The organism is Streptomyces sp. NPDC031670 (assembly GCF_055580545.1).
In genome coordinates, this window is sequence record NZ_JBVILC010000019.1 from 1 (window position 1) to 21242 (window position 21242).

Here is a 21242-nt window from a genome sequence, read left to right on the forward strand (position 1 = left end):
GATCAACTGGTACAACTATCACCGACCCCACACCGGCATCGCAGGTCAAACCCCAGCCAGCCGCGTCACCAACCTGTCCGGACAACACACCTAGGTCCTCCAGGTGCGGGGAACGGTAGGCCAGCCGGAGCGCACTCGACCGCGTGGGCGGGCGGTCCCCTGCCCTGGGGTCAGCCGCGTTCCGGGTGAGCGGTGGCGGAGTATCCGTCGTGCCAGGCCGCCCTGGCGCCCGAATCGCCGATCCGGTAGATCTGGACGACCGAGCCGACCGCGACGGTGAGGCAGAGAACGGAGGCGGCCACACGCAGTGGCACGCGCACGGCCGCTCGCGGGGTGCCGCCGGAATCCGCCGGGCCCGGGTCGCCGAGGTTGGCTCGCGAGTAGACCCACCAGAGCGCGAGGGAGAGAACGAACAGGGCGATGACCCAGGGCAGGAGCTGGTCGCCGAGTTCGGTGTGCCGGCGGACCAGGGCGTTGCTGTCCACGTGCCGCTCCAGCCAGTCACCAGCGTCGGTGGTCAGTGGAACGTTGATCAGCGAGACAAGGGCGAGGGCTGGCAGGGCCAGGCCGAAGCGGCGCATCACCGCAGGCCACAGCGCGCACAGCAGAAGACACAGGGCGGTGAGGGGCACCAGGACCACGACCACGTGGACTAGGAGGACATGTGCCGGAATGCCGTTGATGAGGTGGGGTCCCACAGGGGGCTCCTTCGAGGAGAAAAGTGCTTCGGACAAGGGCTGTTGTGGCCGGTGCGGTGTGGGTGCGTGGCCGGAGGCGCCCGTGGCCTGCGGGGCGTGGGATCGCCGGGGCGGCTGTCAGCGGTATGGGAGCCGAAGCCTGTGGTCTGCCACGTACGCCCGCAGAGCAGCACGGCTAACGCCTCGTACCCCTCCAGTGACTCCAGCCAGTCCCGGCAGCTCGCGCCCTGCGCGAACGCGGCGGTGGCGTAGGCGTCCGTCATGGTGAGCCGGGGTCCGGTGACCATGACCGAAGCGAGGCCCCGGGCCGGGACACCGCGGTGCGGGTCCAGGATGTGGGCGCCGCGTTCGACGGTTCCCGAGGTGGCGACGGCCAGTTCGCCGTCGGCGGTGACAGAGGCCGCCAGTTGCCCGGAGCGGAACGGGTGGGCGATACCGATGCGCCACGGCAGGCCGGGGGCGGGCCGGCCGCGCAGCTGGACGTCGCCGCCGCCGTTGACGCAGGTGTTGCGCGCGCCCGCCTCGTGCAGGACGGCGCTGTCGGGCCGGTAGGTGGAGAACACGGCGTCCACGGTGTGCGGCATGGCGACGGCCTCGGCGAGGGCCTGTTGGATGGCCTGTGTGGGGTGGTCACGGATGTCGAAGGAGAAGACGGTGCCCATGACGTGCTCGACGTGCCGCAAGCCCTGCGTGGTATCAGGCACGGGCGCGGTCCAGGGCACTCTGCAGGGACTGCGTGTAGCCCTGGCTGGTGTAGCCGGCACCGGAGAGGGCGTCGATCTGCGCCCTCTGGGCGCCCAGGGCCTTCTGCATCAAACGCGGCAGGGCATACGCGGCGAGCTCCCGGTCACGGCCGCCTCTGTCGGGTGCCCGCAGGACCTGGACGGCCGTGATCCTTACCTTCACGAGAACGGCGGCGACCTGTACGTCTCCGTAGGGCGTGGCGACCGGGTCACTGGTGAAGGTGCCCGTGGCGCTGCCCGCAGCCGGCGTGCTTGGCCCTGACCGGGGTGCGGAGTGGGTGAGGGCGGGGGCGGGTTGGCCGGCGAGGGCGGTCAGGTGGTGGGGTTTGAGGGCCAGGAGCGCCACGGCCAGGGCACTGATCCCGAAGGGGGCGAGGACGGTTCGGCGCATGATGGTTCCTCTCAGAACGCGAACGACTCGTGGTGGACGCGGTGCGGGGGTACACCCGCCGTCCGTGCGGCGAGGACAGCGGCCTGTGTCATGGACGGGCGCCCGCACACGAACACGTCGTGTGCGGCGAGGCCGGGCACGAGGGCACTCAGGCCCCGGGCGGTGAGAGCGCAGGAGGCGCCGGGCTCACCGTCGACGATGTGGTGGACGGTCAAGTGGCGGTGCACGGCGATCGCGTCGAGTTCGCCGCGCAGGGCTAGGTCTGCTGCGCGGTGGGCTCGGTAGATCAGCGTCACCTGCCCGAGCAAGATCTCGAACAGGGCACGCAGGGGGGTGATGCCGATGCCGCCAGACATCAGCAGCACCTTCGCCGCGGTGCGTCGGCCGGCGGTGAAACCCCCGTAGGGGCCTTCTGCCCAGACTCGGGTGCCGGGTGCGGTTCGGGCCAGGGCCGTGCTGTGGCCGCCGACGCCCTTCACCGTGATGCGCAGGTGGCCGGGGCGTGCCGGGGGGGACAAGGAGTACGGGTTGGCGGTCCACCACAGTCCGCGGGCGAGGAAGCGCCAGCGCAGGAACTGGCCGGGAGCGCCCCCCAGTTCGTCGAGGTGACAGCCGGCCAGGTACACCGAGACGACGCCGGGTGCCGCGGGGTGGACCGCGACGACACGCAGGCGGTGGCGCAGCCCGCGCCGGAGGGGGAGGGCGAACCGGTAGCAGGCCGGCAGCGCGGCGACCGCTGCGAACAGCGAGTACCAGGCGATCTGGGCGAGCCGGTTGCCGACGAAGTCCGCACCGTTGGAGAGCTGGTGTCCGAAGGCGAGGAAAACAGCCAGGTAGGTGGCGGAGTGGAGGTACTGCCAGGTCTCGTAGCTCACCTTCCGGCGGATGGCGCGTGCCGAGACGACCCCGGTGGCGACGAAGAGCAGCAGACCGGCGGTGCCCTTGAGCAGGTCCGGGTAGTGCAAGGCCAAAGTGGTGGCTTGGCGCACGAGGGGGGTGTGGGAGGCCAGGGAGTACCCCACGATGATCAGCAAGGTGTGGGCGAGGGCGAGCGAGACGGTGCAGAGCCAGCCCCAGGCGTGCCGGCTCGCCAGCCGGTCGGTGCCGATGTTGTGGTCCAGCAGGGGAACCCTGGCCATCAGGGCGAGGAGGACCGCGCACGCGCAGCCCGCGAGCAGGCTGGTGATGCGTCCTGCCCCTGTCAGCCAGCCCGCGGGACCGACGACGGAGCGGGTGTCACTCCACCACAGGGCCGGCGCTGCCGCGGCTCCCGTCCAGATCGCCAGTGGTACGAGGAAGGGGGCGCCGCCGGGGTGGGTGCGTCGATGCCACAGTCGGCGGCCCGTAAGGGCGTGAGTGGTGGTCATGCGCGTCTCGCAGCGGCTCGCGTCGGTGATGGGCGGCCAGCCTCACAGCACAACCTCTGCGTACCTTCTGAAAAACTTCGGCCGGCCGGACCCAGCGGGGATTCAGAGGGAATTCTGAGGTGTGGCGCCGCCGGGCGGGCCGTGGGGGAGGGATGCTGGAGTGACCATGGAAGAGCGCCGTAAACCCCCTGTCCTGCATCGTCCCGACGGAGGCCCCGTGCGGGTCCTGGTCGTCGATGACGAACCCGACGTCACCGATGTCCTGGCCGGCGTGCTGATCGCTGAGGGCTGGGAGGTACGGACCGCAGCCGATGGGGCGTCCGCGCTAGCGGTGGCGCGGGGGTTTCGGCCGGACGCGGTCGTCCTGGACTGGATGCTGCCGGACGTCGACGGTCTGCACGTGCTGCGCGCCCTGCGGCGCGATGCCCAGCGGGTGTGCGTGCTGTTCCTGACCGCACGAGACGCGGTCGAGGACCGTATCGTCGGCATCACCGCGGGCGGCGACGACTACGTCACCAAGCCCTACAGCCTGGAAGAGGTCCTGGCCCGGCTGCGCGGACTGCTGCGGAGGGCCGGTATGACCGCGCAGACGGATATGGACCGCCTGGAGGTCGGCGACCTCACGATGGACGAGGAGGCCAGGGAGGTGCGGCGGTCGGGAGTCGTCGTGGATCTGTCGCGTACGGAATTCGAGCTCCTGCGCTTCCTGATGCGCAATCCGCGCCGCGTGCTGTCCAAAGAGCAGATCCTCGACCGGGTGTGGGCCTACGACTTCGGAGGACGCGCGCACATCGTCGAGCTCTACATCAGCTATCTGCGCAAGAAGATCGACGTGGGGCGCGTCCCGATGATCCATACGGTCCGTGGTGTCGGCTACGTCCTCAAGCCCGGGTCGTCATGAGACGGCTGTGGCCGCGGACCCTACGCTGCCAGCTGACCGCGGGGCTGCTGTTCCTCCTGGCACTGGCGTGCGTCGCTGTCGGGGTTACCACGGTCCTTGCCCTCCAGGGCTTCTTGATGGGGCGGTTGGACGAACAGCTGATCGCGTCCGGCGGCCGTTTCGCCGCGAGTCTGGAGCACGAGTCCGTCCCGGACCCCGACAACCGCCCCGACACCCGTGGGCAGGCCGAGTCCACCTTCGGTGCCCGGCTGCTGAAGGGGGTCGTCATGCAGGCCGCCGTGGTCCACGACGCGACCGGCCGCCCCGTCCCGCTCACCTCGTCCGACCGCCGCGGCCTGCTGGGCGTCGCGGTCGACGGGAGGGGCCACCGGGTCGGCCTCTCGGCCCTGGGGGCGTACCGCGTCGTCGCGGTCGCGGGAGACGACGGTGACCTCCTGCTCACCGGGCTGCCCTTGCACCCCGTGGAGGAGACGCTGCACCACCTCGAAGCCGTCGAGGTCCTGGTGTTCGGCGCGGCTCTGGTGGCCACCGGCGTCGCGGGCACCGTCTGGGTGCGGATCTCCCTGCGCCCCTTGCAGCGGGTCACGGCGCAGGCAGCCGACGTCGCGCGGCTGCCGCTCGCGGAAGGTGAGGTCGCGATGCCGCGGCCCCTAACAAACACCGATCCGCGTACCGAGGTGGGACAGGTGGGTACCGCCCTCAACCATATGCTCGGGCACGTCGAAGACGCCCTGCTGCGGCGCCAGGCCAGTGAGGAGCGCCTGCGGCACTTCGCCGCCGACGCCAGCCACGAACTGCGCACTCCGGTCGCCAACATCCGCGGGCACGCGGAACTCGCCCTGCGGCAGCCCAGCCCAGCCCCCGGTGCGGTGCGCCATGCCCTGGAGCGGATCGAGGCCGAGTCGCAGCGTATGGCGCGGCTCGTCGACGACCTGCTCCTGCTCGCCCGCCTCGACGCCGGACGCCCTCTCGACCACGAGCGGGTCGATCTGACCCTGCTGGTCCTGAACGCCACCGACGACGCCCGCGCGGCGGGCCCCCAGCACCGCTGGCTGCTGGATCTTCCGGAAAGGCCCGTCATGGTCACCGGAGACGCCTATCGTCTCCAACAGGCCGTGGGTAATCTACTGGCAAACGCCCGTACGCATACCCCGCCCGGCACCGAGGTGACCGTCGCCCTCGTCCAGAACGCCACTGGCACGCGACTGAGCGTGCGTGACAACGGACCGGGCATCCCCGAGGACCTCCAGCCGGAGGTCTTCACCCGTTTCGTCCGCGCGGACCAGGCCCGCTCGCGCAGTACCGGCGGCACCGGTCTGGGGCTCGCCATCGTCCGCGCCGTCGTCGTCGCCCACGGGGGAACTGTCCGGCTGATCAGTCGTCCGGGGCACACCGAGTTCGTACTGGAGCTGCCCGACTGACCGGGCTGGGGCACTACTGCGACGGCCGCGTGCCGGTTCTGGCCCGAGCGAGCCGCCCCGAACCGTCAGGGCAGGAGCTCGACGGCCGGCCCCGTCATCGGACCTGACCGTGTGCCATCGAACTTTGACGACCACGAGTTCGTGCCATCGATTCCTAACGCCGCTTCTCAAGCGGCGTTAGGAATCGATGGCACACGCGAGTTGGCCAGCAGCACAGGGCTGCGGCGGCCTGTGCCATGTCCTCGGCCCGGCGGGCGTACTCGGCGCCGACCCAGGCCCCGGGGGGGGGGGCAGCGATGTGCCAAGCGGCTCGTGAGGCGGGTGTGGCGCTGTTGCCGGCGGCCGTCGCATGCAGCCGGGCGTGTTCGGTCCAGGCGGACAGGATGTCGTCGCTGAACTCGTCAACCGTGCGGATCGCTCTGGTGGCGGGCGAGGACGGGCTCGCCGTGGCGGGATGCGCCCGAGCGGTACGGACCGTGGGAGACCGTGTACACGCTCTTCCGGCGCTGGCGGATCGACGGGACCTGGGCCAAGGTCCTGGAGGAATTGCAGGTCGAAGCGGATGTCGCCGGGCACATCGAGTGGGAGGTGTCGGTGGACTCGACCGTCTGCCGGGCCCACCAGCACGCCGCCGCGGCCCGAAAAAGGGGGCTCCCGACTCGGGCCGGACGTGTCCCGACGGGCTGGCGGCCGAGCCGGACGACCATGCGCTCGGACGCTCGCGCGGCGGCCTGACCACCAAGATCCACCTCGCGGTAGACGCCTCCTTCCATGTCCTGGCCGCCGTCATCACCGCTGGACAGCGCGGCGACGCAACCGTGTTCACCGAGGTCATGAGCGCATCCGGATACCCCGGACCGGCGGTGGACGTCCCCGCACCCGGCCCAGCCATGTGCTCGCCGACCGCGTGTACTCCTCCCGCGCCATCAGTTCCTACCTGCGCGGGCGGCAGATCGCGCACACCATCCCGGAGAAGCGCGACCGGGCCGGGCACCGCCTCCTGCGCGGTCCGGCCGGCGGACGCCCGCCCGTTTTCGACCGCGAGATGTACAAACGCAGGCACAAAGTCGAGTGCCGGTTCGCGCTGCTCAAGCAGGCCCGCGGCGTCGCCACCAGATACGACAAGCTCGCCGTCCGCTACGAAGCCACCCTCCAACTCGCCTTGATACGACCGTCGCTGTGACCACATCTCAAACACGTCCTAGGGGTAGGACCCGCTGAACTGCGCTGATCTCATCTCGGCAGGCTCTCAGGGGTGGCAGCTGCCACCATTCCGATTTCCAGGGGTCTGGCGGAGATCGAAGCGGCGTCTGGACAAGTTTTTGATCTTGAAGTCGAGTGTCATGTGTACCAGGCTGCGGTCAGGTTTGGTCGGACGAATGCTGACCCTTTGCTGACTCCGCTGACGAGTAGTTAGATGCTTGGAGGGAGGGTCGGACGTTTCGTCGTGGCAGACGTGCGTCACGCAGAGGTGCCCGGTCACGAACCGTTCGACTGTCGCGAGGGCCGGTTCGACTCCCCCTTCAGGGGCGAAGCCCCCAGGCAAGCCCGCGACTGAGGCTGGTATGCGAGGTGGTAGGCAGTCAACAAGCACCGTGTTGGAGCCGCCGTCGCACTGGCAGGGCCCCGGCGGTGTGTCCAGTGGGTGCCTGCGGGTGCGGTTTGGGGAGGTTCGGAAGTGGCCGTTGGCGGCAGCTCGGCCCGCCGGTCGCCGGCTGCCACGCCTGTTCGTTGAACTGGCTGGGCTGTCCTTCAGATGAGTGACTCGTCAGCAGGTTCTTCGAATGCTGGTGTTACACGCGCAATACCGCTTACGACCAGGCAGAATAGAGGGGTCCGTCCTTGATCGTGCGACTTCCAACGTCCGCGTTGGACGGGTGCATACGCTGATCGGGTTTTCCGGCCTGATCGGCGGATCGTTGGCCTGTACCTGGATTCCTTCAGCAACCACCGCCGAGGACCAGTCGGCAGCGACGCGTGCGTCAATGACCGTCCCCGCGGGCGAGGAGCGCGGTGGGAAGTGACCGCCAACCAAGGTCCTCACGACCAGATCGGGCCGACGACCGGGACTTGACCGTCCGTTTCATTCGGCGATCTCTGTCCGTTCCCACCACTCGTAGACCGCCAGTTGTCCCTCCGGGCTGTCCTGGTGCCGCGACGTGTTCTTGAAATGCTCGTACCCTCCGCGGTGTGGAATCTTCAGGTCTTGTTCGGGGTCGGAGATCGGAACGATCCGCTCGGGCAGATCGTTCGGTCCGCCCTCAAGCACTGCTTTGTTCGCCATGCTTCCAGTCTTCCCAATCGCAGGCCCGCTCGCATTACGTGGTCGGTACTGCCGTCGCTCAGCACCACCGGCACGGCCCCGGCCCGACGCGGTCATAGGGGGGGCAGGATCGGCTTGTCAGCACGGGGTACGCAATTTGGTTGAGAGGGCTGACCAAGCGCCAAGGGGCTGGGCAGGGTCAAACCCCCCGGCGTCGTGCATCGGCCTGGAACCTGGTCCTCACCTGGGAGCGGAGGGATCGGGCCACGTCCAGGTCGAAGGGCTCGGTGCCGGGGGTGAGCATCGCTGCGGCGGCTGCGGCCACCCCCAACGCGGAGGCGCTGACGGGATCCTCTCCGGCGGCCAGCTGTGTGATGAGGGCGGCGACCATGCTGTCTCCCACCCCGGCGTCGCTCAGGGTTCGCCGGGCAGCGGCGGCGCGTAGAGCTCGGTGTGGCCGTGGCCGGTCGAGCACAGTGCGCCCAGTTCTCCGAGGGTGGTGACGGCGATCTCGGCGGCCCCTGTGGTGAGCAGGTGCTCGTTGAGGGCTCGGGCGTCGTCGAAGTCGCGGACCGGTCGTCCGGTCAGGCTCTCGGCCTCTGTGCGGTTGCACCTGAGCAGGAACACGCCCTCCGCGAGTGCTTCGCGAAGCGCCGGTCCGGAGGTGTCCAGGACCAGTCGGGATCCGGCTTCCCTGATGCGGTGGGCGACGGCCGCGTAGAAGTCGTCGGGCAGGCCGCCGGGCAGGCTGCCGCTGGCCACGACGTACGGGCGACTGCCAACGGCCTGCACCAGCGCATCCAGGGTTCGCTGCCCCTCGTGATCGTGCAGGTGCGGCCCGGGTGGCACGATGTGGTAGCCGTGGCGCGATTCGGCCTCGAACAGCACGAGTGCTTCGCGGGTGTCGTCGTCGATGTCGACGGTGACGTGGTCGACGCCCTCTTCGTCCAGCAGCCGGTTCAAGCGCAGCCCGACCTGGCCTCCGGCGGTGTGGACGGCGGTGGCTCGTCCTCCGAGCCGCACGACATGACGGGCGACGTTGATCCCTCCACCCCCGGCGGCCACCCACCTGACCCGGGCGCGGTTCTTGCCGATCTCCTCCAGGTGTCCGACCTCCCAGCAGAGATCGACCGTAGGATTCATCGTCAAGGTGAGGATCGACGGCTCGGCCGCACTCTCCGATCCTCCTGACCCGTCGGTAGTCCTGGCTGTGGTGGGGTCCGCCGTCGCGGCCGTCCTCATCGCGGTACCCAGGTGGTCGCGCTGACCCTTGCCCGGCGCACCGCCGGCTGGGCACGGCTCCGCTTACTGCGGCCTGAGGCGATCAGGGGCTGTTCCCACACGCGGTCGATCCCGATCACGGCCGCTGTCAGGGACGGCTTCGGCTCCTGACCACGGTGGCGACCGTTGAACGCGTGGGGCCTGGCAATGCCCGCTGTCCTTTCGCACAGGTTCCCGCAGGCCGTTTCCCGCACCGTGGCGTGGCTGCTTGCGCTTTGGGAACGGTGACAGTGAGCGCACCGTAGGCCGGAGCTGTACCGACGTCCTCGCTCTTCACCGCCGAGAGGAGCATGGCCTGGTACCTGTATCGGCCGGAGCGGCGTGTGCCGTGCCCGTGGCGCGCGGAAGAACGGGTGCGTGCGGCCGAAGAACGAGTCCGGCTCCACCGGGCCACCGGTCCGGCGCCGCGCGGGAAGCGTCATCGCACTCACCTCCGTGGACAGCGACCCGACTTCCATACTGAAACAGCCTGATGTCACCTGCATGCCGGCCCACGGCTGGGTCTGTTCCTCGGCATGTGGATCTACAGGAGCATCGGGTAGGCGGTGACAGCTCGGGACGCGGGGCAAGAGCGTGCGGCCCCTGGCAATCTCGTAGTCCAGCTCGGACGGGGACAGCGTGTCATTGGCCTTCTTGCAGCGCTTTTGCACCGGAGAACGAACGGTCGAGGCTGCCCGCAGGCTGATGCCAGCCCGTTGCGGAGGAGCTCGGGAATGCTCCGTACTTTGCGGGCAGGTCGAGCACCGAGCCAGTCGCTACCTGGCGCAGAGGTACGTCCATGCCTGTCAGAGACCGAGCGGGACGTCGCGTGCCGCGGGAATGGGCACCTCGTCATGTGCTGCACGCTCGAAGGGGACAGCCTTTGGGCGGTACCTCCAGGCACGTGAACCAGGGAAAGGGAGCGGACACTTGACGACGTGCCCCAACCGTGCCCTTCGAAGCGGTCAACAGCGGCCAGGTGGGTGTACGGGCGGAGGGCAAGTTCGTGATTTTCCCGGCTCGTCTCGGGGCCAGGAACTACTTTCGCGGTACGCCTTCGCTGGTCAGGCGTGCTCGTCCGATGGCTGCTGGGCTGGCTGGACCGACCAGCTTGCGGGCTCGTCGTCGCCTGAGTCCTCGTCGCGCTCCGCGTCGGCGGCTGTCGCATGGATCTTGCCCGACACGTGGTGGACCGGTGCGTATACGGCGTAGAGCTGCAGGGTCTCGTCACCGATGTTGGTGACGTTGTGCCAAGTACGAACGGGGTGCCCCGCTGGAGGTTGACCGCTGTCGGGGTCATCAGCTCGGCGACGCTGCGGTGCCTCATCGTCGGCCTCCTTCACATGCGGACTTCGGTGTCGAGGCGCACGGCCGTGACGTCCACTACCCCCGGTACGGTGCGTGCGACTCGGACCAGCACGTCCTTCAGGGCCGGGTCGGGGATGGAGCCGTTCAGATGCACGATGCCGTCGGCCACATGCACCTGGACCATGGCCGATCCGGCGGGGAGGAGCTCTGCCATGGAAGCCGCGGGCCTGGCCGGCCTCTTCGACGCTCTGGTGGACGGGGTCGACGCCGACCGGCTCGGTCTACTCAGCAAGCCGGATCCCGCGCTGTTCCTCGAAGCCGCCGACCGGCTGGGTATCGCCCCCGCCCGCGCAGCCGTCGTAGAAGACGCGCTCGCCGGGGCAGAAGCAGGACGTCGCGGTCACTTCGGCCTGGTCGTAGGCAGCAGTCGGACTCGTGCCCCTGACGCCGAAGTGCGATTGCGTGCTCATGGCGCGGATGTGGTGTTCCCCGGCCTCACCGCCGTGGCGGAGAGAGTGTGCGGAGCAGTGCGTGAACACCGCGTGGACCTGGGCTTTCAACGACTACGAACCGAAGAAGGAGTACCTGAACCGCACCAGCCACGGCTCGACTCTCAGCAGCCCGGTGCACGGGTGGATCCTCGCCTGCCAGCAGGGCGCGGACGCCTGGCGGTACTGCGAGGAGGTCCTGCTCAGTGACGTGGCGGATATTCAGGGCGGAACCACCGGTAAAGGCGTCCACCTCGGCGCCATGGCCGGCACCCTCGACCTCATCGAGCGGGGTATCGCGGGGCTTGAGGCGGGCCCGGGGGGACTCCTCATCGACCCCGTCCCGCTCCGGGAGGTTCTCCGCTCCTCGTTCACCCTCTGTTTTCCCGGGAACCCAGGCATCCGTGTCCAGCTCCTACCCGCCAGGCTGGGCATCCGTGTGCCCGCCTCCTCGCCGGCATCGTCGCTGCCGGTGTGCGTGGCCGGCGAACGGCTTGCGGCCGTTGCCGCGGGGGAGGAGCGATGGTTCCGACTGACTGGGGACTGACCCTGGCAGGCGACGAGGTGCGCCGGAACGATGGAGGGCAGCACGCCGCGCGCTGAACGGTCACGAGCCCGAGAATGGAGTCAGCCCTCAGCTGGTTCCGGAGGTGCATGGTGTGAATGCCGTACACGGACAGCAACCCCAGATGGCGGTCCCTGACCTCTTTGCCAAGCCCGATCGGCTCTTCGACAGGGAGGACGAATGGTCGACTCTGATCGCCTTCTCCAGCGATCCGCATGCGGGAACGAGGCTGGGCGCAGTCATGGGCCGGCCGCGCCGAGGCAAGACACTTCTGCTTGAATCGGTGGCGAGGGCGAGGGTCACCGGCGGGTTCTACTTCTGTGGCCAGGAAGCCATCGAAGCGGAGTCACTGCGCAGACTGGGCGAGGAGTACGCGCGATATCGGCAGGTCGCACCACCCAGTCACTGGCGTGATCGGAAGGAAGCCGTCGATGCTCTTCTCGCACTGGGTGACTCGCGGGCACTGCCCGTCATCATCGACTCGTTTCCCGACCTCGTCGCGGCGAGCCCGGCGCTGACACCCGTCATTCACGGCGCCCTTCGCCGCCTTGAGCGCTCTCTCCAGGTGAACCGCGCGCACCTGATCCTGGGAGGTTGGACCGCACCGGTCATGAACCGGCTGTTCGCGCCCGCTTCTTCGCTGGAGGCCGTGTCCGGTCTGAAGCTCGACCTTCAGCCCCTGGACTTTCGCAAGGCAGCGCAGTTGTGGGGCATCGACGACCCGGAGTTGGCCTTCCGCGTGTACGCCGTTGTCGGCGGAACGCCAGCCTATCGGCATGACTACGTGGGGGAGGACGTCCCCGTTGACCGGAATGACTTCGATGCCTGGGTCTGCCGAACCGTCCTGAATCCACGCACGCCGCTGTTCCGTGAAGCCCGCCACCTCGTCGATGAGGGGACCGGGCACCAGAGCCCCGAGGCTTGTCACTCCGTGCTCGCCGCCCTGGTCGCGGGCTGCACGACCCAGGGGGAGATCGCCGCCTTCCTGGGGCAGCAGCTCTCCGATGCCTCTCGCGCCCTCGCCGTTCTCCGAGAGAACGGCCTACTTCGGTTGGCACGATGGACTGCGGCCGGCCGTCGAACGTCACCGGCCCACGGACCAGCTCCTAACGTTCGAGCATGTCGTGGCGCGCCCGCGCAGGACCGCGCTGGAACAAGGCTGCGCCGAAGCGGTGTGGGAAGACGCGAGAACCGATTTCAACTCCCTTGTCGCGGCTCCCCAGTTCGCTCAGACATGCAGGGACCGGGTGGTCCACTTCGCCTCCCCGGATTCCTTCGGCGCCGACCACCTGAGTGCGTCGTACGGCTCGCTCGGCGACCCTTTGTCGACGAGCGGGCACGAGGCCGAGGTCGTGGTCCCCAAACGGGACGGTCACAAGACCGGTGCCCTCTTATCGGTGGGAATCGCGCGATGGCACACAGGCATGGACATCCACCATCTGCAACGACTGCACGGCATCCTCGGCAAACTTGCAGCCCGGGAAGAAGAAGACGTCAGCAGAATCCGCCCGGCCCTTTACAGCGCTTCGGGGTTCAGCCCCGAGCTGCGCGCGGCCGGGGCGCGTGACGAGGTCACGGTGAGGGAGCGGAGGCGCAGCCTCCTTCCCGAGCACATCGCCAGGGTGCGCGGCATTCCGGTGAAGCAGACCAAGAACGACGGGAACGGAGAAACGCCATGCTTTTGAAGCGGGTACTGGTGGCCTACGGCACCAAGCACGGCGCGACCGCCGGCATCGCCGAGCAGATCGGTGTGACCCTCCGCGAGGACGGCCTCGAAGCCGTCGTGCTCCCCGCCGACGACGTGGACGACGTGGACGACGTACGCAGCTACGACGCTGTGGTGCTCGGAGGAGCCCTGTACGCAGGGCACTGGAGCCGCAAGGCCAAGCGCTGCGCCGAACGCAACGCCGACTATCTGAAGCACCGCCCGGTCTGGCTGTTCAGCAGCGGTCCGGTCGACAGCTCCGCCGAACAGCACGACATCCCGCCGGTGCGGGCGGTCGCGCAGCAGATGGAGAGCCTGGGTGCACGCGAACACGTCACCTTCGGCGGCAGCATCACGGCGCACACTCCGGGTTTGATCGTCAAGGCGCTGGTCCGGCATGGCAAGGGCGGTGACTTCCGCAATCCCGAGCGGATCCAGACCTGGGCTCACCACATCAGCGCCGAGCTCGCCGCCCTCAACTGAGCGACTCGGTAAGGCGACAGCGCGGAGGCACGACATGTTCGAGGCTCACCCGGAGAAGGGCCCGATGCGACGGCTGCTCGGTCGCCGTTCTAACGAACTGCGGCGCGCCGCCGACCGTACCCGCAGCCGCTGGCTCGTCGTCTTCGCGTTCTCTCCTTTTATCGCCGTGCTCTGCGCGATCGCCATCGGGACGGCTGTCCGGAACACCCAAGTCCGCGCCGCCCGTGCGGAGGCCCTGCACCTGCATCAGGTGTCGGCGACGACGGTTGGTGAGGCCGACCGCGCCCTCCCCGCGAGAGTCAATGCCCAGATGGCGACGGCGCCGGCCTCCTGGCAGTATCCCGCCTCCCAGCGGCACACCGACACGGTCCTGGTCCCGGCCGGCACAGCCGTGGGCGGGACGGTCACGGTCTGGGTCGATGACGCCGGAAGGAAGGCGTCGGCTCCTCGCCTCTACGGCGAACTCGCCTCCACCGCCGCTGCCGCCGGGGCCCGCGGCCATCGGGGTACTTGTTCTCTCCGCAGGGGGAGTCGTCTGGCTCAGGCTCCGCCGCGTCGAAGCGCGCAGTCTCGCTGGGTGGGACCGCGAGTGGGATCTCGTAGAGCCACGCTGGTCCGGCTAGCTGCGCCGGGAACCGGGAGCCGAAGATGACTGAGGCCGCCACTCCTCTGCCCGCCGGTCGGGAACCGCTCCTGAGCCCGGACCCGCTGGAGCCTCTGCCGCTGCTGCGCCGTGAACTCCATACCGGCTCGAGCGGCCTCTCCACTCGGGAAGCGGGCCGACGCCTCGCCGTCTATGGTCCGAACGAAGTCCGCCGCAAGGCCCGTACCTCCCTGGGGCGTGAACTTCTACGGCAGCTGGTTCACCCCTTGGCGCTGCTGCTCTGGGCGGCCGCCGCACTGGCGTTCGTCGCAGGCATCCCCGTGCTCGGGTGGGCCATCATCGCCGTGGTTCTCGTCAATGCGGCGTTCGCACTCCTCCAGGAACGGCAGGCCGAACAGGCGGTGGAGACTCTCGCGAAGTACCTGCCCGAACACGCCCTGGTGATCCGCGACGGCCGGCCCTCGGCGGTGGAGGCAAGAGAACTGGTGCCGGGCGATCTGGTCGTTCTCGAAGAGGGCGCCAAGGTTCCCGCCGACGCACGGCTGACCGAGGGAGCCATCGAGGCCGACCTGTCGATGCTGACGGGGGAGTCCTCCCCCGCCGAACGCATCGCCGGCCCCGGACTCATCGGAGCACCGCTACTGCAGGAACCCAACCTCGTGTTCAGCGGCACCGTCTGCACCGGGGGGCAGGCCCAGGCGATCGTGTTCGCGACCGGAGACCACACAGAACTCGGCCGCATCGCCGCACTGAGCCAGCGTACCCGGCGCGACCCCAGCCCCCTGGAACAGCAGGTCAAGAAGGTCGCCTGGCTCATCGCCGCCGTAGCGGTCGCCATGGGCGGCGTGTTCCTGGCGGCCGGTGTCGCCGTGGGCCTGCCGCTGACGGACACCCTCATGTTCGCGATCGGGCTCCTCGTCGCCAACGTCCCCGAGGGCCTGCTGCCGACCATCACCCTCGCTCTCGCCGTCGGCGTACGCGTTCTCGCCCGCCAGGGAGCGGTGATCAAACGCCTGAGCGCCGTGGAAACCCTCGGCTCCACCAACGTCATCTGCACCGACAAGACCGGCACCCTCACCCAGAACCGCATGCGACTCCAAGCCGTGTGGACGCCGGAGCACGGAAGGGATCCCGGCCCCTGGGACGGAGAGTTGATGCGAACCAGCTCGCTGTGCACCACGGTCACCCGAGGCGAGGGAGGCGAACTTCGAGGCGACCCGACGGAGATGGCTCTGGTAGAAGGTGCCGCTGCCCACGCCGCTCCCGTCGACCTCGACGGCCGTGACACCGGGCGCCGGGCCCTCTTCCGCTTCGACCCCCGGCTGCGTCTGATGTCCGTCGTCCAAGACGACGGCCCGCATGGGCTGCGCGTCATCGTCAAGGGCGCGCCGGAGACGGTGTTGCAAACCCTGGAAGGCAGTTCGCAGGCCGCGGCCGCAGCGGCGGAGGAACTCGCCCACGAAGGCATGCGTGTCCTGGCCGTCGCCGTCCGAACACTGCCGGCCGGCGCCGAGGTGCCGACCCGTCGCCAGGACGCGGAGACCGGGCTCCGCCTGCTCGGGCTCGTCGGCCTGTACGACCCACCGCGCCCCGAAGTCGCCGCCGCCGTCCGGCGCTGCCACGAGGCAGGACTCCGCGTGCACATCGTCACCGGCGACAACGGCGCCACCGCCGCGGCCGTCGCCCGCGAAGTCGGCATCGGCCTACCTCGTCTGCGGGTGGTGGCACAGTCCGAGGCGATCGGCGACCACGAACTCGACGCGCTCCTCGCATCGGCGGACGCCGAAGTCGTCTTCGCCCGCTCCTCACCCGAGACCAAGCTGAAGGTGGCCGACGCCCTGCGCGCACACGGGCAGGTCGTCGCCATGACCGGTGACGGGGTCAATGACGCCCCCGCCCTGCACCGGGCCCACATCGGAGTGGCGATGGGGCTGTCCGGCACGGACGTGGCCCGTGAGGCATCCACCATGGTGCTGACCGACGACAACTTCGCCACCATCGTCACGGCGATCGAGTCCGGTCGCCGCGTCTACGACAACGTCCGCAAGTTCATCGTCTACATCTTCGCCCACCTCACCCCCGAGGTCGTCCCCTTCCTGGTCTTCGCGCTGTCGGCCGGCACGGTCCCGCTCCCGCTGACCGTCCTGCAGATCCTCGCCATCGACCTCGGCACCGAGACCCTCCCCGCCCTCGCCCTCGGCCGCGAACGAGCCGAGCCGGGCACCATGAGCCGGCCGCCCCGCCCGAGATCGCAGGGAGTGATCTCCCGCGACATGCTCATCCGCAGCTGGGGTTACCTCGGTACCGTCTCCGCCATCCTGGTCATGGGCGCGTTCCTCTACGTACTGTGGCGCGGCGGCTGGCAACCGGGCGACCCCACCGGCACGGGTAGCCCCCTCCACCACGCATACGTCACCGCGACCACGGCCACGTTCGCCGGCATCGTCACCTGCCAGGTCGGCACCGCCTTCGCAGCCCGCACCGACCATGCGGCCCTGCGCGACATCGGCCTGTTCACCAACCCCCTGCTACTGGCCGGCATTGCCTTCGAGCTCGCCTTCACGGCAGCCCTCGTTTACGCGCCGCCCCTGCAAGGACTGTTCGGTACCGCCGCCCTGCCGCTGGATGTCGTCGCCCTCATCGCGACCTTCCCCGTCCTCGTCTGGGGCACGGACGAACTGCGGCGCTGGGTCCGGCGCACGCACCACCTCACGAAGCCCTGACCCCTTTACTGGAGGCCTGCCATGTCACACACCGCTGAATGGAAGGTCCATCTCTGCCTCTTCGAGGAGGACCAGACGACGAAGGCCCGCCTCGAGCTCGATACGGGCACGAACAAGCTCACCGGCCACGGCACCTCCCGCTGCGCACCCCAGGACACCGACGTCCCCGAGATCGGCGACGAACTCGCCGTAGCACGGGCCATGGAGAACCTGGCCCAGCAGCTGAAGCGAACGGCCTATGGAGACATGCAGGCCGTCGATCCCCGAAGCCGTATTTAGGCTGGTTGGGCGTTTCGCGTTTTTGGGTGGGGTGTTGCGGGATGAGTCGTTGTGGGTTGAGGCGTTCAACGGGCTGCGGATGGACCGGTTCGAGCGGCTGCTGAAGGTGGTGCGAGCGCGAGTCGGGTCTGGCGCATACGGGAGGAGCGGACATCAGCTCTTCGGCACGCAACCCCGCTGCCTTGTCCTCTCGCCACGCTTCCCGTTCGGGCAGCGACCGGAAGTAGTCGCCTTGGGCTGCGGACTTCGGGAGGAGGTCCCCTTCCGAGATCAGGCCGAAGGCATGCCCCGCGGAGACGACGACGGGGACTGCCGACACCTGGTGTTCCACGAGTGTCCGGACGATGTCTTTGAAGGCGGCGTTCTGGGGGACGGTGACGACCTCCCGGGTCACCAGCTCGCTCACTTCTCGATGCCTCACGGTCTTCAGGATCTCTTCCTGGATCGCGTGGTCACGGCGCAGGAAGAGTTGCAGGAGGTCGCTGCGGCTCAGGATCCCGATCAGCCGGCAGGTGGCGTCCACCACGGGCAGCCGCTTGACCGATTGTTTGCGCATGACACGCGCCGCGGGCGGACGACGCTCCACTCGGGATCGGCGGTGATGGCCGGCTGGTTATGACGTCGGATGCGGTGGTCGCGCCACTTCCGCCGTCACGTCTGCGGAGCAGGTCCGCTTCGGAGACGACGCCCACGGGACGCTCGGACTTTCAGGAGATCCCCCCGGCTGACCAACCCGACGAGGCGGCCGTCTCCGTCGACCGGCGAAGGCACCGTCGCCGAAGAAGCAGCTTCCACACGCTTACGAGTACGTCCCCTTCTTCGACCCCGCGCGACGTGGACGTGCGCCTCGGCCGAACCAGCTGGGATGAGCTCAGCCATGATCAGCTCACGGAGCTCCTCTTCTGCACCACGCCGCCGCACCTGTCGCCGTCATCGCCCACGGCTCCGCCGGGCCACGATGGCGTTGCCCCCGTAGAAGCGGCGGCCCGCGTCGAACAAGTGCCTGGAGCCGCCGCGCCCGCGGCTGCACCCCGTGGCCTTGCCGTACATCTCCGCCATCACGGCCTCGGCGAGGACTCCCTGGCCAGTGCGTGCCCGTGCTCGCGATAGGTGGACACCGCGGCGTCCTTCTCGCCCAGCGCCTGGTTGACGCCCACTGCGACGGCTTCTTCGCCGATGTAGAGGTGAACGAAGCCGCGGATCTTCGTGCTGCTGTACAGCTCGACGCACCGCTCCTCGAAGCGGCGGATGGTGAGCATCTGCCGGAGCAGGGAGAGGTGATGGTCGGGTGAGGGAAAGCCGTCGGGAGCGTTGCGCGCGGCGGCGCAGCCTGCCTTCCTGCGTCCGCTCTTGCGTGCTGCCCGACGGGCCTTTCCTTCCGTCTGCGCGCTGGTGCTGCTCATCGTTCCGCCTTCTCTCGCGAGCGGGTCATCCTGGGTTCTCAAGCGTGAACAGGTCCCCTTCGGGCAACGTCAGTTCCCGGACCTGCAGCAGTCGGCGCATCACCTTGCCGCTGCGGGTCTTTGGGAAGGCCTTGACGACAGCTCCGACGAACGGGTCGGGGCGGCCGATCACGCCGGCTTCCGCGATGGCGGGATGCTCCATCAGCGCGCTCTCCACCTCGAACGGGCCGATGAGGTGTCCTGCCGACTTGATGACGTCATCGGCGCGGCCGAGAACCAGAACCAGCCGTCCTTGTCGCGCTTCGCGAGATCGCCCGTGAGGTACCGGCCGTCCGCGAAGCACGCCGCGTAGCGTGCCCCTCGTTCAGGTAGCCCCGGAACATGGAGGGCCAACCCGGACGGAGCGCCAGCTCTCCCTCGACACCCGCTTCGCCGATGCGATCACGCGCACGCGACCGTCCGCGATCTCTGCGCGGCCGTCCTCGCCGCGTTGCAGCAGCGCGGCCTTGACTCCGGGCAGGGGGGCGCCCCATGGAGCCCGGACGGATGTCGCAGGAGGGAAAGTTGGCGATCATGATGGCGCCGGTCTCCGTCTGCCACCAGTGGTCATGGATGGGCAGACCGAGGACATCCTGCCCCCACAGCACGGCTTCTGGGTTCAGCGGCTCGCCCACGCTGGCGATGAATCGGAGGGCCGACAGGTCGTACGGCCCTGGGAGTTCCGGGTACCCTCCCTGGGCGTGGCGCGCATCAGCATGCGGACGGCCGTCGGGGCCGTGTACCAGACGGTGACTCGCTCGCTGTCCAGGATGCGGTACCACCGGTGTACGTCGAAGTCGCCCTCGTCCAGCGACCGTCGCGCCGGGGGTGAGCTGGCGATGATTCCGTACGAGGTGCCCGTCACCCACCCGGGGTCCGCAGTGCACCAGTAAACGTCCTCCTGGCGAAGGTCGAGCGCGAAGGCCGCCGTCGCGTGGTGGGCGACCACCGCCTCGTGCACATGGACGGCACGCTTGGGGGCTCGGGTCGTGCCGCTCGTGAAATGCAGCAGCGCCATGTCCTCCGGATTCGGTGGGCGGCACGACGTACTCCTGTGGGCATGCTCCATGAGCTCGGCAAAGGAAACGGTCCCCGGGGGTGGATCAGTGACCGGACCCACGAGCAGGACATGGTCCAGATGGGGCAGCCGGTGCCTGTTCTCCTCGACCTTGCGCCGGTACTGCGCCTCGGTGGTGACAAGGACCCGGCATCGCCCAGCTCCAGCCGCTGGCGCACGGGCTCGGGGCCGAAGGCCGAGAAGAGCGGGCACAGCACGCGCGCGCTGCGCAATGTGCCCAGAACAGTCACATACAGTTCAGGGCAGCGGCCGAGGAGCGTGAAGACCCCCTCCTGCCGTCCCACGCCGAGGGTCGTGAGTGCGTTGGCGAAGCGGCCTGTGAGGCCGCCGAGCTCGCCGTATGTGAGGTGGGTGACGGTGTCGTCGGCCGCGATGCAGCGGAGGGCCTCCCCGCCCGCCGTGACCTGCCGCCAGGTGTCGGTCGACGGCCTCGTATCCGATGTAGGGCCCATCTCCTCCGGGCAGCCCGGACAGCCAGGATCGAGCCCCGTCCCAGGTGAATTCCGCGCGGGCACGCTCGTAGTCCTGGAGCATGAAGACGGCGTCCGGTCTGGGCTCTTTGCGGATGATCAGGTTGTCCATGACCGGTTCCTCGCCTTGCCTTGGGATCTTCAAGCAGACACCGTCACGCTCTGTGCCAGCGGCAAACGTGGCTGCGCGGGCTCCAGGCGTCCCCCGCACGGTCCAGGCTCGGCCCCCACGATCACCAGGGCATCCCAAGGGGGCTGCGTGGCGGGGTAGTTAGCGGGGAGTCATTGACGCGAGCGGTCAGTCGGCCGACGACGCCGACCGCGCCCTCGAGCTGACCAGTGAGGCGGACCAGGACTGGAAGGTGGCTCTCTTTCCAGCTGGCCGTCCAGTGTGACAATGCCGTCCAGGACTGGACGGCGACTGCGTCCGCGCCCAGCCCCATCGTGTCCGTGAGTATCTCCTCGACCACGCGGCGCCGTATCTCCGCGTCCGGTCGCAGAACGAGCATGAGGAGATCACGACGGGTGACGATGCCGACGAGGCGGTCGTCCTCGTCCACGACCGGCAGCCGCTCGATGCTCGGTGGGCCATCAGGCGGGCGGCGCCTGCCGCGGTCTCCTCCGCGTGGACTGTCACTGTCGGCGCGGCATGGCCTCACCAGCGGTGAAGGACACCTCAGATGGGAACGTCCCTCGGCCGCCAGGCACATCGCTCATCAGCGGATGCTCCGCCGTTTGCCGGACGAGCAGGTCGCTCTCGGAGATGGCGCCCAGTACCCGGTCCTCTTCGTCGAGGACCGGCAGTCCGCTGATGTCGTGCTGAGCGAGCAACTTCGCGACATCCTTGAAAGAGGTAGAGGTGACGACCGAGACGACTTCGCCGGTCATCAGCTCTCCCACCTGATGTGCTTCATGAGGCACCTCCCGGCGTCCCAGCGATCCGCGCGGACGTAAAGGCCGGGGGTCGCTTGAGAACCTACGATCCACCGACCCCTACGAGAGGAGGAGGGCCGAATGGTCCGAAGCCGGGACCGATCGGACCTGCCCCCACGC

At 69.0% G+C, this 21242-nt stretch carries 22 protein-coding genes and 5 pseudogenes; 11 read left to right on the forward strand and 16 right to left on the reverse strand.

What is annotated here, in order from left to right; translation table 11 throughout:
* Positions 1–170: 170 nt before the first annotated feature.
* From ACZ5ID_RS28495 to ACZ5ID_RS28510, 4 genes and pseudogenes are all read right to left on the reverse strand, one after another.
* Positions 171–698, reverse strand: a complete 528-nt coding sequence (locus ACZ5ID_RS28495) for a DUF2231 domain-containing protein (protein WP_468903482.1) — start codon at positions 696–698, stop codon at positions 171–173.
* Positions 699–817: 119 nt separating this feature from the next.
* A pseudogene (locus tag ACZ5ID_RS28500) lies at positions 818–1360 on the reverse strand (FAD:protein FMN transferase); the annotation flags it as partial.
* Positions 1361–1394: 34 nt separating this feature from the next.
* Positions 1395–1832: an FMN-binding protein gene (locus ACZ5ID_RS28505; RefSeq protein WP_468903484.1), complete on the reverse strand. Its 438-nt coding sequence runs from the start codon at positions 1830–1832 to the stop codon at positions 1395–1397.
* An 11-nt stretch (positions 1833–1843) separates the two neighbouring features.
* Positions 1844–3199, reverse strand: coding sequence for a ferredoxin reductase family protein (locus ACZ5ID_RS28510; RefSeq protein WP_468903486.1), 1356 nt, complete (start codon positions 3197–3199; stop codon positions 1844–1846).
* 166 nt (positions 3200–3365) lie between these two features.
* On the opposite strand from ACZ5ID_RS28510, the gene ACZ5ID_RS28515 reads away from it, so the two are divergent.
* The 4 genes from ACZ5ID_RS28515 (at position 3366) to ACZ5ID_RS28530 (ending at position 6704) form a co-directional block, all read left to right on the forward strand.
* Entirely contained in the window at positions 3366–4100 is a 735-nt protein-coding gene (locus tag ACZ5ID_RS28515) for a response regulator transcription factor (RefSeq protein WP_468903489.1), read from the forward strand.
* Entirely contained in the window at positions 4097–5521 is a 1425-nt protein-coding gene (locus ACZ5ID_RS28520) for a sensor histidine kinase (protein ID WP_468903491.1), read from the forward strand. Before ACZ5ID_RS28515 ends, ACZ5ID_RS28520 begins: the two co-directional genes overlap by 4 nt.
* A gap of 486 nt (positions 5522–6007) precedes the next feature.
* Positions 6008–6256 carry a hypothetical protein gene (locus tag ACZ5ID_RS28525; protein ID WP_468903493.1) on the forward strand — a complete coding sequence of 83 codons (249 nt, stop codon included), beginning with the start codon at positions 6008–6010 and terminating at the stop codon, positions 6254–6256.
* Positions 6257–6413: 157 nt separating this feature from the next.
* Positions 6414–6704, forward strand: coding sequence for a hypothetical protein (locus tag ACZ5ID_RS28530; protein ID WP_468903495.1), 291 nt, complete (start codon positions 6414–6416; stop codon positions 6702–6704).
* 900 nt (positions 6705–7604) lie between these two features.
* Here the strand turns inward: ACZ5ID_RS28530 and ACZ5ID_RS28535 are convergent.
* The 4 genes from ACZ5ID_RS28535 to ACZ5ID_RS28550 all read right to left on the reverse strand — a co-directional run bounded on the left by ACZ5ID_RS28535 (position 7605) and on the right by ACZ5ID_RS28550 (position 10566).
* Complete coding sequence (locus tag ACZ5ID_RS28535; protein WP_468903497.1) at positions 7605–7805, reverse strand: DUF5988 family protein; 201 nt, start codon at positions 7803–7805, stop codon at positions 7605–7607.
* Positions 7806–8198: 393 nt separating this feature from the next.
* Positions 8199–8927: a 1-phosphofructokinase family hexose kinase gene (locus ACZ5ID_RS28540; protein WP_468903690.1), complete on the reverse strand. Its 729-nt coding sequence runs from the start codon at positions 8925–8927 to the stop codon at positions 8199–8201.
* Positions 8928–10108: 1181 nt separating this feature from the next.
* A complete protein-coding gene (locus ACZ5ID_RS28545) occupies positions 10109–10387 on the reverse strand; it encodes a cupin domain-containing protein (protein ID WP_468903499.1) in 279 nt (92 codons plus the stop codon).
* On the reverse strand, positions 10384–10566 hold the full coding sequence (locus ACZ5ID_RS28550; protein ID WP_468903501.1) for a BON domain-containing protein: 183 nt from the start codon (positions 10564–10566) through the stop codon (positions 10384–10386). The genes ACZ5ID_RS28545 and ACZ5ID_RS28550 overlap by 4 nt, the downstream gene beginning before the upstream one ends.
* Between ACZ5ID_RS28550 and ACZ5ID_RS28555 the strand changes: the two are divergent.
* Positions 10565–10708 (forward strand): annotated as a pseudogene (locus ACZ5ID_RS28555) (hydrolase); the annotation flags it as partial. The gene ACZ5ID_RS28550 and the pseudogene ACZ5ID_RS28555 sit on opposite strands and share 2 nt — an antisense overlap.
* A gap of 175 nt (positions 10709–10883) precedes the next feature.
* Positions 10884–11387 carry a hypothetical protein gene (locus tag ACZ5ID_RS28560; protein WP_468903504.1) on the forward strand — a complete coding sequence of 168 codons (504 nt, stop codon included), beginning with the start codon at positions 10884–10886 and terminating at the stop codon, positions 11385–11387.
* A 364-nt stretch (positions 11388–11751) separates the two neighbouring features.
* Here the strand turns inward: ACZ5ID_RS28560 and ACZ5ID_RS28565 are convergent, their stop codons facing one another.
* A complete protein-coding gene (locus ACZ5ID_RS28565) occupies positions 11752–12312 on the reverse strand; it encodes a hypothetical protein (RefSeq protein ID WP_468903506.1) in 561 nt (186 codons plus the stop codon).
* Between the two features lie 97 nt (positions 12313–12409).
* Here ACZ5ID_RS28565 and ACZ5ID_RS28570 point away from each other — a divergent pair, with 97 nt between their 5' ends.
* From ACZ5ID_RS28570 to ACZ5ID_RS28590, 5 genes are all read left to right on the forward strand, one after another.
* Positions 12410–13090, forward strand: a complete 681-nt coding sequence (locus ACZ5ID_RS28570) for a hypothetical protein (protein ID WP_468903508.1) — start codon at positions 12410–12412, stop codon at positions 13088–13090.
* Positions 13081–13593, forward strand: coding sequence for a flavodoxin domain-containing protein (locus ACZ5ID_RS28575; RefSeq protein WP_468903510.1), 513 nt, complete (start codon positions 13081–13083; stop codon positions 13591–13593). The genes ACZ5ID_RS28570 and ACZ5ID_RS28575 overlap by 10 nt, the downstream gene beginning before the upstream one ends.
* Before the next feature lie 64 nt (positions 13594–13657).
* Complete coding sequence (locus ACZ5ID_RS28580) at positions 13658–14245, forward strand: Rv1733c family protein (RefSeq protein ID WP_468903692.1); 588 nt, start codon at positions 13658–13660, stop codon at positions 14243–14245.
* On the forward strand, positions 14242–16920 hold the full coding sequence (locus ACZ5ID_RS28585; RefSeq protein WP_468903512.1) for a cation-translocating P-type ATPase: 2679 nt from the start codon (positions 14242–14244) through the stop codon (positions 16918–16920). Before ACZ5ID_RS28580 ends, ACZ5ID_RS28585 begins: the two co-directional genes overlap by 4 nt.
* 21 nt (positions 16921–16941) lie before the next feature.
* The gene (locus tag ACZ5ID_RS28590; protein WP_468903514.1) at positions 16942–17199 is read left to right on the forward strand and encodes a dsRBD fold-containing protein; all 258 of its coding nucleotides are present in this window, start codon (positions 16942–16944) and stop codon (positions 17197–17199) included.
* 310 nt (positions 17200–17509) lie between these two features.
* Here the strand turns inward: ACZ5ID_RS28590 and ACZ5ID_RS28595 are convergent.
* The 7 genes and pseudogenes from ACZ5ID_RS28595 to ACZ5ID_RS28625 all read right to left on the reverse strand — a co-directional run.
* Positions 17510–17620: pseudogene (locus tag ACZ5ID_RS28595) on the reverse strand (CBS domain-containing protein); the annotation flags it as partial.
* Positions 17618–17900 (reverse strand): annotated as a pseudogene (locus tag ACZ5ID_RS28600) (CBS domain-containing protein); the annotation flags it as partial. The pseudogenes ACZ5ID_RS28600 and ACZ5ID_RS28595, both read right to left, overlap by 3 nt.
* A 357-nt stretch (positions 17901–18257) precedes the next feature.
* Positions 18258–18602 carry a thiamine pyrophosphate-dependent enzyme gene (locus ACZ5ID_RS28605; protein ID WP_468903516.1) on the reverse strand — a complete coding sequence of 115 codons (345 nt, stop codon included), beginning with the start codon at positions 18600–18602 and terminating at the stop codon, positions 18258–18260.
* 25 nt (positions 18603–18627) lie between these two features.
* Positions 18628–18945, reverse strand: a complete 318-nt coding sequence (locus tag ACZ5ID_RS28610; RefSeq protein ID WP_468903518.1) for an AMP-binding enzyme — start codon at positions 18943–18945, stop codon at positions 18628–18630.
* Positions 18860–20171, reverse strand: a pseudogene (locus tag ACZ5ID_RS28615) (AMP-binding protein). The gene ACZ5ID_RS28610 and the pseudogene ACZ5ID_RS28615 overlap by 86 nt, the downstream one beginning before the upstream one ends.
* Positions 20172–20422: 251 nt before the next feature.
* Entirely contained in the window at positions 20423–20749 is a 327-nt protein-coding gene (locus ACZ5ID_RS28620) for a hypothetical protein (protein WP_468903520.1), read from the reverse strand.
* A 73-nt stretch (positions 20750–20822) separates the two neighbouring features.
* Positions 20823–21077 (reverse strand): CBS domain-containing protein, encoded by a 255-nt coding sequence (locus tag ACZ5ID_RS28625; RefSeq protein ID WP_468903522.1) that lies wholly within the window; start codon positions 21075–21077, stop codon positions 20823–20825.
* Positions 21078–21242 lie beyond the last annotated feature (165 nt).